Genomic DNA, 15035 nt, shown 5'->3' on the forward strand with positions numbered 1-15035 from the left:
GAGGCAGCATTGTTTTCTCCCTTTTTGTTTTGTTCTTATCGGCCTTATTTTGTCCGAGTGTTGCAAGGCTCCAGGCCCCCTGCAAGCGCACACTTATTCCGCGCAACGAAACGGCATTGTTGTGCAGCGCCAAGTGTGATTGATGCAGACGATTACCGATGACGGGGCACTCGACTTGGAACCGAATACGCGAATTGGTCCGCGACATCGCAGGCTCGCCGCCGCCGGCTCTCGCGCCGCGCGATGGCTGGCGGCGAAGACAATGGGAGCGGCAGGCTTCCATCAGCTCGGCTCCGAGTTTGCCAACGCGCGGATTGCCGCCGTGCGCGACAAGCTCGCGCGTGGTGAGACCGTTTATCTTGCGGGCCTCGGCGCCCCCGGCACGCACAATTCGGGCATCGCGCTGGTCGAGGTGACGCAGCGGGACGGCCCGCGCCTGATCGTCAACAACGAGGAGGAGCGCTTTTCCGGCAACAAGCACACCACCGAATATCCGGAAAAATCGATCGACGCGGTGGTCGCGACGTTGCGCAGCATGGGACGCGATGTCGGCGCGATCGACGCCTGGCTGACGAGCTGGGACTATCCGACGCTCGCCGGCACGCTAGCGCGCTCGGTGCTGGAGGAATTGCCGCACAGCCTGAAATTGTTGCGCACCACGGAGGCCGCAGGCTTCGACAGCCGTCGCCTCGAGCAGATGACGCGGACGCCAAAAATCCTGGCGCGCCAGCTCAAGCTTTCCGAACGCGTGCCCTTGATCTGCCTGCCGCACCACGACAACCACGCCTGGTTCTCGTTTGCGGCCTCTCCCTTCAAGGATGACGGCGAGCCGGTCGCCATCGCCGTGCTCGACGGTACCGGCGATCTCGGCTCGGTGTCGCTTTATGTCGTCGAGAAAGGCGCGATGCGCCGCCTCTACTGCAACGAGAGCATGTTCGATTCACTAGGCGCGTTCTACAGCGTGATCGCCTCGACCCAGGGCGGCTGGACCTGGCTGTCCTGCGAGGGACGCTACATGGGCGCGGCCGCCTGGGGCGACATGAGCCGATCGAGCAACCCCTATTACCGGCGACTGCGCAAGGTGCTGCATCTCGGCGCCGACGGCGAGATCTGGCTCAATCGCACGCTGGCGAACTGGTATTGCGACCCGTTCGACAATCCGTACAAGGCCGCGCTCACCGATATCCTCGGCGAACCGCTCAAGCCGGAACAGCTCTGGAATCCGGATGCCGTGCTGCGTGTCGAGGACATCAAGCACCGCCCCGACACCCAGGATCGTCTCGACAAGGCCGCCGCGACGCAGCTCGTGTTCGAGGATGCGATGATCCATGTCGTCGATCATCTGTTGCGCATGACCGGTGCGAATCGACTGGTGCTGACCGGCGGCGTCGCGCTCAACGCCGTCGGCAATATGCGGCTGATCGAGCATTTCGATGAAACCTGGTTTGCCAATGCGCAGGGCCGGAGCGCGCGATTGCATCTGTGGGTGCCGCCGGTGCCCGGCGATCCCGGCGTTACCATCGGCGCCGCCTGGCTGTTCGCGCATCTCGCCGGCGCACCACGCGGCGCGCCCATGACGCATGCGTTCTTCTGCGGCACGCCGCCGGCGTCCGACGACATCGCCGCCGCCTTGAAGGCGAATGACATCGCATCGCGGCGGATCGGCGACATCTCGACGCCTGAGGGACGCGACGCAATCGCCGACCTGATGGCGCTCATGGTGGCGCAGAACGGCGTGATCGCGATCTATCAGGGTGCGGCCGAAACCGGTCCGCGCGCACTCGGCCATCGCTCGATCCTCGCCAACCCCTGCGATCCCGACACGCGTGAGCGGCTCAACCAACGCGTCAAATATCGCGAGGCGATCCGACCCCTGGCACCGATGGCGACGCTGCAGGCGGCGCAGTACTATTTCGAGCTGTTGCCCGGGGCCTCCGACGAGGACTACAACGCCTACAACTACATGGTGCTGACGGCGCGGTCGAAGCCGCACGCGCGCGACAAGATTCCGGCCGTCATCCACGCCGATGGCACCGGCCGCATCCAGATCGTGCGCGAGCAGGACGATCCCCTCACCTACGCCTATCTCAAGGCGCTCGGCCGCCGCATCGGCGTCGAACTGTCGGTCAACACCTCGTTCAATGTCGCAGGCCCGATCGCGCAGACGCCGGGCCAGGCCGTCGATACGCTGCGCCGCTCCAAGGGACTGGACGCCGTCATCATGGTCGCAAGCGACGGGACCGTGCACGCGGCATGGCACGGCGGCGAGCGCGACAGCGGCCGGTTCACAGGCTGGTTGTCAGAGTGGAAGAGCGCGTAGCCGCTTGCGTGAGCCAGAGCATGATCCGGAAAAGTGGGACCGGCTTTCCGAAAAAGATCATGCTCAAACAAAGAGCTAGAGCGGGATGACGATTCGAAGAAAAGTCATCATGCTCTAGCCGAACGGCGCGCTCCCTTAATCGACGTCCTCGATCGCGCCGGCCGTCGTGCCGAAAGCCTTTTGCGCCAGCGTGGCCGCCATGAATTCATCGAGATCGCCGTCGAGCACGCCGGCGGTGTCAGAGGTCTGCACGCCCGTGCGCAGGTCCTTCACCATCTGATAGGGCTGCAGCACGTAGGAGCGGATCTGGTGGCCCCAGCCGATATCGGTCTTGGCGGCCTGATCGGCGGCGGCCTGCTCCTCGCGTTTCTTCAATTCGATCTCGTAGAGCCGGGCGCGCAGCATGTCCCACGCCTGCGCGCGGTTCTTGTGCTGGGAGCGGCCGGCCTGGCAGACCACGGCGATACCGGTCGGAATGTGCGTCAGGCGCACCGCCGATTCGGTCTTGTTGACGTGCTGGCCGCCGGCACCGCCGGAGCGCATGGTGTCGGTGCGCACATCCGATTCCTTGATGTCGATCTTGATACTGTCGTCGACCACCGGAAAGATCGTCACGCTCGAGAACGAGGTGTGGCGGCGCGCATTCGAATCGAACGGCGAGATCCGCACCAGGCGGTGCACGCCGGCTTCCGTCTTCAGCCAACCATAAGCGTTGTGGCCGCTGATCTGGATCGTGGCCGATTTGATGCCGGCCTCTTCACCCTGGGATTCCTCGAGAAACTCGACCTTGAAGCCATGCTTCTCCGCCCAGCGCGTGTACATGCGCAGCAGCATCTGCGCCCAGTCCTGGCTCTCGGTACCGCCCGCACCGGCATGGACTTCGACATAGGAGTCGAACTTGTCGGCTTCGCCCGACAGCAGCGCCTCCAGCTCGCGCCGCGCGACTTCCTTCTTGAGGTCCTTGAGCGCCTTCTCGGCTTCCGCGACGACGCCCTCATCGTTCTCGGCCTCGCCGAGCTCGATCATGCCGACGTTGTCCTCGAGCTCGCGCTCGACCTTGCTGATGCCGGACAGCGCATCCTCCAACGAGGTGCGCTCCTGCATCAGTTTCTGGGCTTTCTGGGGATCGTTCCAGAGATCAGGATCTTCGGCGAGCTTGTTCAGCTCGGCCAGCCGTGCCGTCGATTTCTCGACGTCAAAGATGCCTCCTCAGCAGCCCGACAGACTGCTTGATCTCTTCAACAAGGCGTTCGACTTCCGCGCGCATGGTTCTTCAGGTCTGAATGATGAATCTCTGGCGAGGGATGTAGCGACCGAAGCGCAAAAGCGCAATCGGCCGCGATGCTAATACAATCCGCCGGGACGCATGATCGCACCCGCGTCTGGCGCGACCGCCGGCGGCAGTCGGCCCTCGGCATCGGCCACGCCGATCGCGGAGTAGCTATCCGGCGGCGCCGTGCCCGGCTTGAACGCTTCCAGGATGGTGCGTCCACCTTCGCCCGGACCGGCGCGCATGCCGCTCTTGGAATCGACACGGACGAGCTTGATGCCGGCCGGGATCTTGAACGGCGTCGCCGGCTTGTCCGCCAATGCCAGCTTGAGGAAGTCGCGCGCGACCGGCGCGGCCAATGCGCCGCCGGTGGCCTTGCGGCCGAGATTGCGCGGCTTGTCGTAGCCGAGGTAGACGCCGACCACGAGATCCGGCGAGAAGCCGATGAACCAGACGTCCTTCTCGTCGTTGGTGGTGCCGGTCTTGCCGGCAATCGGCTTGCCGACTTCCTTCACTGCAGTAGCGGTTCCGTACTGAACCACGCCTTCCATCATCGAGGTGATCTGGTAGGCCGTCATCGGATCGAGCACCTGCTCGCGGCGATCGACGAGCTGCGGCTCGGGCTGGTTCTTCCAGCCGCCGGGCGCATCACAGCCACGGCATTCGCGCTGGTCATGCCGGTAGATGGTGTGGCCGTAACGATCCTGGATGCGGTCGATCAGCGTCGGCTTCACACGGCGGCCGCCATTGGCGAACATCGAATAAGCCGTCACCATCCGCATCACCGTGGTCTCGCCGGCGCCCAGCGCATAGGAGAGATAGTTCGGCAGTTCGTCATAGACGCCGAAGCGCTTGGCGTATTCGCCGATCAGGGGCATGCCGATGTCCTGCGCCAGCCGCACCGTGACGGTGTTGAGCGAGCGCGCCAGCGCATTGCGCAGCGTGGTCGGGCCGTAATACCTGCCGGTCGAATAGTTCTCCGGACGCCAGACGCCGGCCCCCTGCCCCTGGTCGATTTCGATGGGCGCGTCGACCACGACGGTGGACGGCGTGTAGCCGTTATCGAGCGCCGTCGAATAGACGATCGGCTTGAACGACGAGCCCGGCTGCCGATAGGCCTGCGTGGCGCGATTGAACTGGCTCTGATCGAACGAGAAGCCGCCGACCATGGCCAGCACGCGGCCGGTCCAGGGATCCATCGCGACCATGGCACCGGAAATCTCCGGCAATTGCCGCAGCCGGTACTGGCCCTCCACCGCCGTCCCCTCCTTCGTCACCAAGGGGTCGGCATAGATGACGTCACCGGGCGCGAGCACCTGCGACACCGCCGTTGGCGTCCGCCCGCGCGCCGCGCCGGCAGTGGGCCTCGCCCAGCGTACGCCATCGAGCGTGATAATGCCGGTCTGCCGCTGCTTGCTGACGGCGCCACCGAGCTCGCGTCCGGGCTGGAATCCGATCCGCGCCGACTGGTCGCTGGTCTCGAGCACCACCGCCATTCGCCACGGCGAGATGTCGGAGAGCGATTTGACATCGGCGAGCTTGACGCCCCAATCGCCTGATACATCGAGCTTGGTGATCGGGCCGCGCCAGCCCTGCGCTTCGTCGTAGTTGACGAGACCGGCGGCCATGGTCTTGCGCGCCATCACCTGGATCTTGGGATCGAGCGAGGTGCGCACCGACAGGCCGCCCTCGTAAAGCTTCTTCTCGCCGTAACGCTCGAAGATGTCGCGGCGGACTTCCTCGGCAAAATATTCGCCGGCGAAGGTATGCGCGCCGTTGCTGCGGTTGGTGACGATCAGCTGCTCTTTGCGCGCCTTGTCGGCGTCGGCCTGCTTGATCCAGCCATTTTCGAGCAGGCGGTCGATCACGTAGTTGCGGCGCTCGATCGCACGGTCGCGGTTGCGTACCGGATGCAGCGCCGCCGGCGCCTTCGGCAGCGCGGCGAGATAGGCGGCCTCCGCGACGGTCAGTTCGTTCACCGACTTGTCGAAATAGACCAGCGAGGCGGCGGCGATGCCGTAGGCACCCAGGCCCAGATAGATCTCGTTCAGATAGAGCTCGAGGATGCGATCCTTGGAATAGGCGCGCTCGATGCGCATCGCCAGCAGCGCTTCCTTGATCTTGCGCGAGAACGAGACCTCGTTGGTGAGCAGGAAGTTCTTGGCGACCTGCTGGGTGATCGTCGACGCACCCTGCGGCCGGCGGCCCGAGCCATAGTTCTGCGCGTACAGCATCGCAGCGCGCGCCATGCCCTGGAAATCGATGCCGCCGTGCTCGTAAAAATTCTTGTCCTCGGCCGCAAGGAACGCGTTGATGACGAGCTTCGGCACCGCCTGAATCGGCAGATAGAGCCGCCGCTCCTTGGAATATTCACCGAGCAGCGAGCCATCGGACGCGTGCACGCGCGTCATCACCGGCGGCTCATAATCCTGAAGCTGCGAATAGTCGGGCAGGTCCTTGGAGAAATGCCAGATCGCGCCCGCGACGCCGGCCACGCCAACCAGAAACACGACGGTCCCCGCGGCGAACAAGAAACCCATGAACCGCACCAGCAAGCGCATTATCGAAGTTCCGTTCCAACCCTGTTGCGCCGAACCAGCCGGCGACAGTTCCTCGTTGCGAATGCCCCGGCCTTAACAGCCTGCCGGTGCTTGAGGCGAACAATACAGCGCTCGGCGGACAAAATCGGCTGATTCCGCGGGGCCCCAATCAATTCCCTATACCGTTGCCGCTGTGGCCAAACTAGGGCTTCCCGGTTCCCAGCGGCGCGTTTTCTCGGCCAAATACTTCTCTCGGCCAAGTCACTTCTCTCGACCAAGTCACTTCCCCTCAAAGTCACTTGTCGGGCGTGGCCGTCGCGAGTCGCTTGGCAAAAAAGGCGTCAATGGCCTGCAGCATCGATCCGACCGCCTTGTTGCGCCAGTTCTCCGATACCAGGTGCTCGAGGTCGCCCTTGTTGGAGACATAGCCGAGCTCGACCAGGACCGAGGGCACGTCGGGCGCCTTCAGGACCCGAAAGCCCGCCGATTTCAGCGGGTGCTTGTGCATCCGCGCCGCCGTCTTCATCTCCGACACCAGGAGCCGCGCAAAACGGTTCGAGAATGTCTTGGTCTCGCGGCGGGCGAGATCGATCAGGATATCGGCGACTTCGGTCGGCTCGTCGGACAGATTCACCCCGGCGATGGCGTCTGCCTTGTTCTCGGCTTCTGCCAGTCGCTCGGCTTCGGCGTCGGAGGCCTTGTCCGACAGCGTGTAGACGGTCGCGCCCTGGGCGTCGCCTTCCCGGCGCGGCAGCGCGTCGGCATGGATCGAGACGAACAGCGCCGCCGACTGGCTGCGGGCAATTTTGACCCGGTCGTTCAGGGGAATGAAGGTGTCGTCGGTGCGGGTCATGACGACCCGGTATTTGCCCGACTTCTCGATCCGGTCGCGCAATGCGAGCCCGAAGCCGAGCACGAGATTCTTTTCCAGCTCGCCGTTCGACTGGGTGCCGTTGTCGATGCCGCCATGGCCGGGATCGATCACGATCAGGGGTCGCGTATCCGGCGGCTCGCCCGGCGTCGCGGCAGGCGCAGCTTCGGCCGGCATCGCCGCCTTGGCTTCCGCAATGGTCGGCTTCAGCTCCGGCCGGTCCTCGGGCGTGAGTTGTTGATTGAACGCGTTGCGGTCGACCTGCTCCAGTTCCAGGACCAGGCGCGGCGGCTGGCCGTTGGCCGCGTCCAGCACGTAGGAATTGGCGATCTTCGCAGGTCCCGTCAGGTCGAAGACGATTCGCGAGCCGCCCGGCAGCACCAGCCCGTAGCGGAATGCCTTCACCAGCCCCCGACCGGTATTGCCGGTTCCATGGGCGAGCCGGAACGTCACCTGGGGAATGTCCACGACGACCCGGTAGGGATCGGCGAGCGTGAAAGCGCGGAACGGGATCTTCTTGTCAAGGTCGACGACGAATCGGGTCTGCTTGGCGTCACCGGCCAAGCGCGCATCGGAAACGATTGGAAAATCAGAGCTTACAGAAGGGCTTGGCGGCGTTCCCTCAGCTAAGCTGGGAACAACGACGGGGCCGCACAGCAATGCTGCGGCGCACAACAGCCCGCATCCCAGCAAAACCCGTCCATTTGCGCGGTCCGCCACGATTCGGCACCCTCCGAGCCGCCGTCATACCGCATTAGAACCACAGGGTTAACGAGAGCCTAATACCGCGCTCGCGAAATGGTTCGAGTGTTGCCCCGCCGCGACGCTCCCTTGCGTGCGACGACCAATCCACGTATGTACGGGGTGCTGACGGCTAATACTCCCGGTTGTGTCGCGTTCAGCCTCCCGGTGCAGCGGTGGAACCTTCAAGCCCGAAGGAGCCAGCGTGTTTTCCCGGTCCCTCCCCAGCCCGCGCCGCGCGCGGCTGACATGGAGTGGCGGTTTGAGCCCGAGCGGCGTCCGGTCCCAGACACATTCTGTGTGGCAAGGGGCGAGACACGGCAGAACTGATTATTCGGCCCCAGAGCATGGTCCGGAAAGCTGGATACCGGTTTTCCGCAAGGATCTTGCTCAAGCAAGGGGCCCGATATGCGATTGGCCGGCGAGCGCTTTCGCGCCGCGCCGGGCCTTCAGCGAAGGATGCGGCGGTACTCTTTGCCGCCAAAATATGTTCAGACGGGCCGACCGCTTAATGCGCCAGACTGTGTTGCCGACCAACATCCCCCAGACAATCGCGACCACGCGAGGCGAAAGCTCCGCACGCCGCTTTGTTCCGGTGGGAACGGGCTTCGCACGGCGCCGCGATTTGCGTTTTGGCCTTCCCCTCACCCCCGAATCAGGTGGACCGTCGCGTCACCAGGCGGCGCAATTTGCGCGCGCCATGCTACGCGCCCGCCGCCTTCAAGAGCTCCAAAATGCCCAACAAGATGTTGATCGATGCCACCCACCCGGAAGAGACCCGGGTCGTCGTGGTGCGCGGCAACCGCGTCGAAGAATTTGATTTCGAGACCGCCCAACGCAAACAACTGCGCGGCAATATCTACCTCGCCAAAGTGACGCGCGTAGAGCCGTCGCTGCAGGCGGCCTTCATCGAATATGGCGGCAATCGCCATGGCTTCCTCGCCTTCAGCGAAATCCATCCCGACTATTACCAGATCCCGGTCGCCGACCGGCAGGCGCTGATCGAGGCCGAAGAACGCGCCCACCGGGAGGCCGAAGAGGAGAGCGAAAGCCGGCCTCACCGCCGGCGTTCCCGCCACCGCAATGCCCGCCGCCGCGGCCATGGCGAACGCGTGCAGAGCGAGGTCGTCGAGGGTGCCGAGCCGCTCGACGCGCAGGCCGACGAGGATCGTGTGCTTCATGCCGAGGCCGAGCAGCACGAGCCCGGCGCCGACACGCATGAGCATCATGAATACGAAGCGCACGATCATTCCGACGATCACGACCGTCATGACGAGCGCGATCAGGATCAGCACGATCAGGATCGGCACGAGCACCGCGAGCCCGAGCATGCCCATGGCGACCATGATCATGCGCCCGCACTGAGCGAAACCGCCGCCCCAGAGGAAGTGCAACCGGACCCGGTTGTCGCCGTGGTCGAAGCATCGGCGGCCGCGGCCACCCCCGAAGCGGGGGCCGAGATCGAGGTGAGCCACGAATCCGAGCGCGCCCGCGAGGAGCAGGTCGAGGAGAACGCCGCCCACGCCGAAGATGCGCCGCAGGCCGCAGCGCCCGGCGAGGAGCATCCCGCGCCGGATGAGCACGCCCCTGCAGAACTCGCGGCGGAGGCCGCACCGCAGGACGAGCATGGCGCCGCGCCACTCGGCGACGAAGCGCACGATGACGACGCCCACGACGATGAGGACGACGAGGAAGGCGAAGACGGCGAAGAAGAGGAAGTCGTCGAATCCGTCGGCGGCGACGATGTGCTCGAAGAGGTGCCGGAGCGCCCCTTCCGTCCGCGCCGCCAGTACAAGATCCAGGAAGTGATCAAGCGCCGGCAGGTGATGCTGGTGCAGGTCGTCAAGGAAGAGCGCGGCAACAAGGGCGCGGCGTTGACGACGTATCTCTCCCTCGCCGGCCGCTACGCGGTGCTGATGCCCAACACCGCGCGTGGCGGCGGCATCAGCCGCAAGATCACCTCGGCCCAGGACCGCTCGCGGCTCAAGGAAGTGGTGCAGGATCTCGACGTGCCCGAGGGCATGGGCATCATCCTGCGCACCGCCGGCGCCTCGCGTTCGAAGCAGGAGATCAAGCGCGACTTCGAATATCTGATCCGCATGTGGGAAACCGTGCGCGATCTGACCCTGAAGTCGCAGGCCCCTACCCTCGTCTACGAGGAAGGCTCGCTGATCAAGCGCTCGCTGCGCGACCTCTACAACAAGGAGATCGACGAGATCATGGTCGCCGGCGAAGCTGGCTACCGCGAAGCGCGCGATTTCATGAAGATGCTGATGCCGGAGAACGTCCGCGCGGTGAAGCAGTACCGTGACGGCCAGCCTTTGTTCTCGCGCATGGGTGTCGAGAGCCAGCTCGATGCGATGTTCTCCCCGACCGTGCAGCTGCGCTCCGGCGGGTACATCGTCATCAACCAGACCGAGGCGCTGGTCTCGATCGACGTCAACTCCGGCCGCGCCACGCGCGAGCATCACATCGAGGACACCGCGCTCAAGACCAATCTCGAGGCGGCGGAGGAAGTTGCGCGGCAGCTTCGCCTGCGCGACCTCGCCGGCCTGATCGTGATCGATTTCATCGACATGGACGAGAAGCGCAACAACCGCGCAGTCGAGCGCAAGCTCTCCGACTGTCTGCGGCAGGACCGCGCGCGTATCCAGGTCGGGCGCATCTCGCATTTCGGGCTGCTTGAGATGTCGCGTCAGCGCATCCGCGCCAGCGTGCTCGAGAGCTCGACCGAGCCGTGCCCGCATTGCGGCGGCTCCGGCCATGTCCGCTCGGTCTCGTCGGTGGCGCTGCAGCTTCTGCGCGGCATCGAGGAAATCCTGATGAAGGGCGCGACCCACAATCTCGTGGTGCGCACCCGCACCGACGTCGCGCTCTACGTTCTCAACCACAAGCGCGGCCATCTGCGCGATCTCGAAACCGCCTTCAAGGTCCAGATCTCGGTGGCGGCGGATGCGACCGTGAGCGGCCAGCAGTCCTACATCATCGACCGCGGTGAGCAGGTGCATACGCTGGAAGCCGCCAAGGCGCTGCTCGCGGCACAGGCCGTATCCGCGCCGCCTCAAGTCGAAGAGTCCTACGACGATGAGGAACCGTTCGACGTTGAGGGCGAGATCGAAACCGAAGAGACAGAGGGCCTGAGCGACGAGCAAGGGGCTGGCGAAGAGAGCGGTGCCGAAGCCGAGGGTCCGCGTCGGCGACGACGCCGGCGGCGTCGCGGCCGTGGTGGTGGCGAAGCCCGCGAGGGCGGCGTGCCGCGCGAGGATGGCGAGGCTCTGCCGCTTGCGCCCGAGACCGGCGACGGCATCGCCACCGACGAAGTCGAGACCGACGAGGACGAGAGCGAAGAGCAGCCGGCTTTCGCGCGCGGTGAGGGCCAGAGCGGCGAACGCCGTCCGCGCCGGCGTGGACGTCGCGGCGGACGTCGCCGCCGTGGCGGCGGTCAGGGTGGCGAAGAGGGTCTTGCCGCCTCGATCGCCGATGAGCTCGGCCCGCTCTCGGAGCTCGAAGCAACGGAGGCTGTCGCCGATTTTGACGGCGGTTCGCCGGAGCCCGCACAGGCATTAATTCGGCCTGAACAGCCCGAAGTTCAGCCCGAGCCGGTTGCGGAGCCCGAGCTGCATCCGGCCGAGAACCCGCAACCAGAGCCGGTGAGCGTCGCCGCGCCCGAGGAGCCGGCGCAGGAGAACGATCGCGCGATACGTCGCCGCTCGACCGTGCGTGAGAAAGTGAGCTTCGGCTCCCAGCCTGAGCCCACGCCGGTGGTGGTGCAGAGCGAGTCCGAACCGATTCCGTCGGCAGAGCCCGCTCCTGCGGCGGTCGCAGAGCCCGCCCCTGCAGCAACGACCGAAGCCCAGCCGCGCAAGGCCGGATGGTGGTCGCGCCGCTTTGGCGGCGGTTAGAGCGTTTTCGAAGCGTAGCCCGGGTGAAGCGTCAGCGTAACCCGGGATCGTTCGCAGACGTGGACACAGGCATCCCGGGTTGCGCTTCGCTCCACCCGGGCTACGCCCCCATTTAGCCCGTGGTGATCGCGGTCTCGACGTCGGACGGATCGATCTGCTTGTTCAGGTTGGCGTAGAGCTTGGCGTGGTCGAGCTCGCCCTCCCACCATGAGACGAACACTGCGGCGATGCCGTTGCCGGTGATGTTGGTCAGCGCGCGCACCTCGCTCATGAACTTGTCGATCGAGAACACGATGGCCATGCCCGGCACCAGTGCGGGATTGACCACGGTCAGCGTCGCCGCCAGCGTGATGAAGCCCGCGCCGGTGACGCCGCTCGCCCCTTTCGAGGTCAGCATCGCCACGATCAGGATCGTCAACTGCTGGCCGAAGGTGAGATCGACACCAAGAGCCTGCGCAATGAACAGCGTCGCCAGCGTCATGTAGATGTTGGTGCCGTCGAGATTGAAGGAGTAGCCGGTCGGCACCACCAGCCCGACCACTGGCTTGGAGCAGCCGAGCCGCTCCAGCTTTTCCATCAATTGCGGCAGTGCGCTCTCGGATGAGCTCGTGCCAAGCACGATCAGAAGCTCATCCTTGATGTAGGCGATGAACTTGAAGATGCTGAAGCCCATCACCCGCGCAATCAGGCCGAGCACGAGGACCACGAACAACGCAGCGGTGCCATAGAACAGTCCGATCAGGCCGATCAGATTGCCCAGCGCCGCGGGACCGAACTTGCCGATGGTGAAGGCCATCGCGCCGAACGCGCCAACCGGCGCGGCCTTCATGACGATGCTGATCACGCCGAACACCGCATGTGCGGAATCGTCGATGATGTCGCGCAAGCGCGCGCCGCGCTCACCCATCGCCATCAATGCGAAGCCGAACAGGATCGCGAACAGCAGCACCTGCAGGATGTCGCCGCGGGCGAACGCGCCGAACACGCTGTCGGGGATGATGTTGAGGACGAAGTCGACGCTCTTCTGCGCCTCCGCCTGCTTGACGTAGCTGGCGACCGCCGCCGCGTCCGGCTTGGCGGCAAGCCCATGGCCGATCTGGAACAGGTTGCCCATGATCAGGCCGAGGATCAGCGCGAAGGTGGAGACGATCTCGAAATAGAACAGCGCCTTGACGCCGACGCGGCCGACCTTGCTGGCGTCCTGGATATGGGAGATGCCCGAGACCACCGTGCAGAAGATGATCGGCGCGATCACCATCTTGATGAGCTTGATAAAGCCGTCGCCGAGCGCCTTGATCCAGTCGTTGGTCGCAAGGCCCGGCCACAGCCAGCCGACCACGGCACCGAGCACGATCGCGATCAGCACCTGGACGTAGAGAATCCGGTACCAGGGTTTTGCTGTGCTGGCCTCGGAAGGCCCGCTCGTGGCAATCGTTGCCATGACTCTTACTCCCAATCGAAGATGCGCAAGGTCGGTCCGCCGAGCTTCTCGGGGATGACCATTTCGAACAGTTGGATGGACAGGCGATGGTGCCTCGCCCGAGGCTCTCTCAGATGCGGCGATCGGCGATCCGCCGCCCAGCCGGCAGCAGCGCGGCCCCGAGCGCGGTCTTGACGACCGTGCCCGCAATGAACGGCACGATCCCGACCAACCAGGCCTTCTCAGCGCCCAGGCCGACGCCGTAGGCAAGCCAGGTGAAACCGGCGGCGAGGATGATGATGTGGCCCAGTGCCATGGCCAGGAACAGCCAGACGATGCTGCGGTCCCAGCCGCGCTCGGCCAACCAGCCAGTGACGAACGCCGCCGCCACGAAGCCAAACAGATAGCCGGCTGTCGGGCCCATCAGCGGCGCGAGCCCGCCGACCGGTCCGGCAAACACCGGAACGCCGATCGCGCCTTCCGCAAGATAGGCGATCATGGTCGCAGCTCCGAGCCCAGAGCCATAGGCGGCGCCGATCATCAGCACCACGAGCGTCTGCAGCGTCATCGGGACATAGGGCAGCGGCAGATTGACCTTGGCCGACAGTGCCAGCAGCGCCGTGCCGAGGAGCACGAGGACGGCGCCGCGCCATAGCGAGGTGGCGGCGGACTCCGATACCGATCTGACTGACAAGGCCAACTCCGGGGGTGTGACAATCTGGCGCGCTATTTAAGCCAACCAGCGATCCGCGCAACCGCTTCCTGCATCTCCTCTGCGGAACGCGCATAGGAAAATCGGATGAAAGTGCGGCCGTGGATCGGATCGAAATCGATGCCCGGCGTCGCCGCGACATGGGCCTTTTCCAGCATCTCGCGGGCAAATTCGAAGCTGTCGGACGTAAAATCCGACACGTCGGCATAGAGGTAGAATGCGCCATCGGCGGGCAGGAACTTGGTCAGCCCGGCCTTCGGCAGTCCGTCGATCAGGATGCGCCGGTTTTCCTGGTAGCCGCGCTTGATGGCTTCCATCTCCTCGCGGCCATCGAAGGCGGCTTCGGCTGCGATCTGCGACAGCGTCGGCACCGAGATCGAGAGATTCTGCTGCAGCCGCTCGATCGGGCGCACCAGCGGCTCAGGCACGACCATCCAGCCGACCCGCCAGCCGGTCATGCAGAAATATTTCGAGAACGAGTTGATCACGAGCGCGTGTGGGGACAATTCGGCCGCAGTCACCGCCGGAAAAGCGTAGTCGAGCCCGTGATAGATCTCGTCCGAGATGAAGCGAATGCCGGCGCTCTCGGCCGCCCCCATCAGGCTCGCGAGAGCGTCGCGTGACATCATCGTGCCCGTCGGATTGGCGGGGCTCCCGACCAGAACGCCCTTCAGCGGCGCCTTGCGATGCGCATCGAGCAGCGCCTCACCGGTCAGCGCATGGCGCGTTGCGTTCGTCGTCTCGATCAGCACCGGCTCGCAGCCGAGCGCACTGAGGATATGCCGGTATGGCGGATAGCCGGGCACGGTGACCGCTACGCGATCGCCCGGTTCGAACATCGCGAGAAACGCCAGGATGAAGCCGCCCGACGAGCCCGTCGTGACCACGATGCGCTCGGCGTCGACCTCGCATCCATAGGTCTCGCGGTAATGCCACGCGATGCGTGCGCGCAGCGAGGGAATGCCGAGCGCCGAGGTATAGTCGATGCGTCCATCATCGAGCGCCGCGTGGGCGGCTGCGATCGCCGCCTTCGGCGCCGGCGCCGCGGGCTGGCCGACCTCCATGTGGATCACATGGCCGCCAGCCGCTTCGATTCGCGCCGCCGCCGCCATCACATCCATCACCATGAAGGGCGGAACTTCGCTCCTCCCCGAGGCCGTCAAAAGATGATTCACGCGGTCCCCAAAGGTACCTTCAAGTGTCGCTTCGCGCATGGATATCTGCTATTTGGGCCGGCGTCGCCGGTTTCAGGTTCCGTA

At 65.0% G+C, this 15035-nt stretch carries 8 protein-coding genes; 2 read left to right on the plus strand and 6 right to left on the minus strand.

Annotated elements, in window-relative coordinates:
• The first annotated feature begins 262 nt into the window (after nt 1-262).
• The gene (locus tag I6F35_RS02330; RefSeq protein WP_225116037.1) at nt 263-2320 is read left to right on the plus strand and encodes a carbamoyltransferase C-terminal domain-containing protein; all 2058 of its coding nucleotides are present in this window, start codon (nt 263-265) and stop codon (nt 2318-2320) included.
• Nucleotides 2321-2455: 135 nt separating this feature from the next.
• Here I6F35_RS02330 and prfB read toward each other — a convergent pair.
• The 3 genes from prfB to I6F35_RS02345 form a co-directional block, all read right to left on the minus strand.
• Nucleotides 2456-3587, minus strand: a protein-coding gene (prfB, locus tag I6F35_RS02335; protein ID WP_225116038.1) for a peptide chain release factor 2 whose coding sequence is annotated in 2 segments (ribosomal slippage) — nt 2456-3517 and nt 3519-3587 — 1131 coding nt in all. Because the reading frame shifts where the segments join, the coding sequence is not laid out codon by codon here.
• Nucleotides 3588-3664: 77 nt separating this feature from the next.
• Complete coding sequence (locus I6F35_RS02340; RefSeq protein WP_225116039.1) at nt 3665-6151, minus strand: penicillin-binding protein 1A; 2487 nt, start codon at nt 6149-6151, stop codon at nt 3665-3667.
• Between the two features lie 274 nt (nt 6152-6425).
• Complete coding sequence (locus I6F35_RS02345; protein ID WP_225116040.1) at nt 6426-7721, minus strand: N-acetylmuramoyl-L-alanine amidase; 1296 nt, start codon at nt 7719-7721, stop codon at nt 6426-6428.
• 755 nt (nt 7722-8476) lie between these two features.
• Between I6F35_RS02345 and I6F35_RS02350 the strand changes: the two genes are divergently transcribed.
• Nucleotides 8477-11644: an Rne/Rng family ribonuclease gene (locus tag I6F35_RS02350; RefSeq protein ID WP_225116041.1), complete on the plus strand. Its 3168-nt coding sequence runs from the start codon at nt 8477-8479 to the stop codon at nt 11642-11644.
• 112 nt (nt 11645-11756) lie between these two features.
• On the opposite strand, the gene dctA is transcribed toward I6F35_RS02350, so the two are convergent.
• The 3 genes from dctA to I6F35_RS02365 all read right to left on the minus strand — a co-directional run bounded on the left by dctA (nt 11757) and on the right by I6F35_RS02365 (nt 14990).
• Nucleotides 11757-13085, minus strand: a complete 1329-nt coding sequence (dctA, locus tag I6F35_RS02355; RefSeq protein ID WP_225116042.1) for a C4-dicarboxylate transporter DctA — start codon at nt 13083-13085, stop codon at nt 11757-11759.
• Nucleotides 13086-13194: 109 nt separating this feature from the next.
• Nucleotides 13195-13758, minus strand: coding sequence for a biotin transporter BioY (locus I6F35_RS02360; RefSeq protein ID WP_225116043.1), 564 nt, complete (start codon nt 13756-13758; stop codon nt 13195-13197).
• 32 nt (nt 13759-13790) lie between these two features.
• A complete protein-coding gene (locus I6F35_RS02365; RefSeq protein WP_225116044.1) occupies nt 13791-14990 on the minus strand; it encodes an aminotransferase class I/II-fold pyridoxal phosphate-dependent enzyme in 1200 nt (399 codons plus the stop codon).
• Nucleotides 14991-15035 lie beyond the last annotated feature (45 nt).

Origin of the sequence: Bradyrhizobium sp. BRP22 (genome assembly GCF_020194175.1) — a bacterium.
Lineage (GTDB): Bacteria > Pseudomonadota > Alphaproteobacteria > Rhizobiales > Xanthobacteraceae > Bradyrhizobium.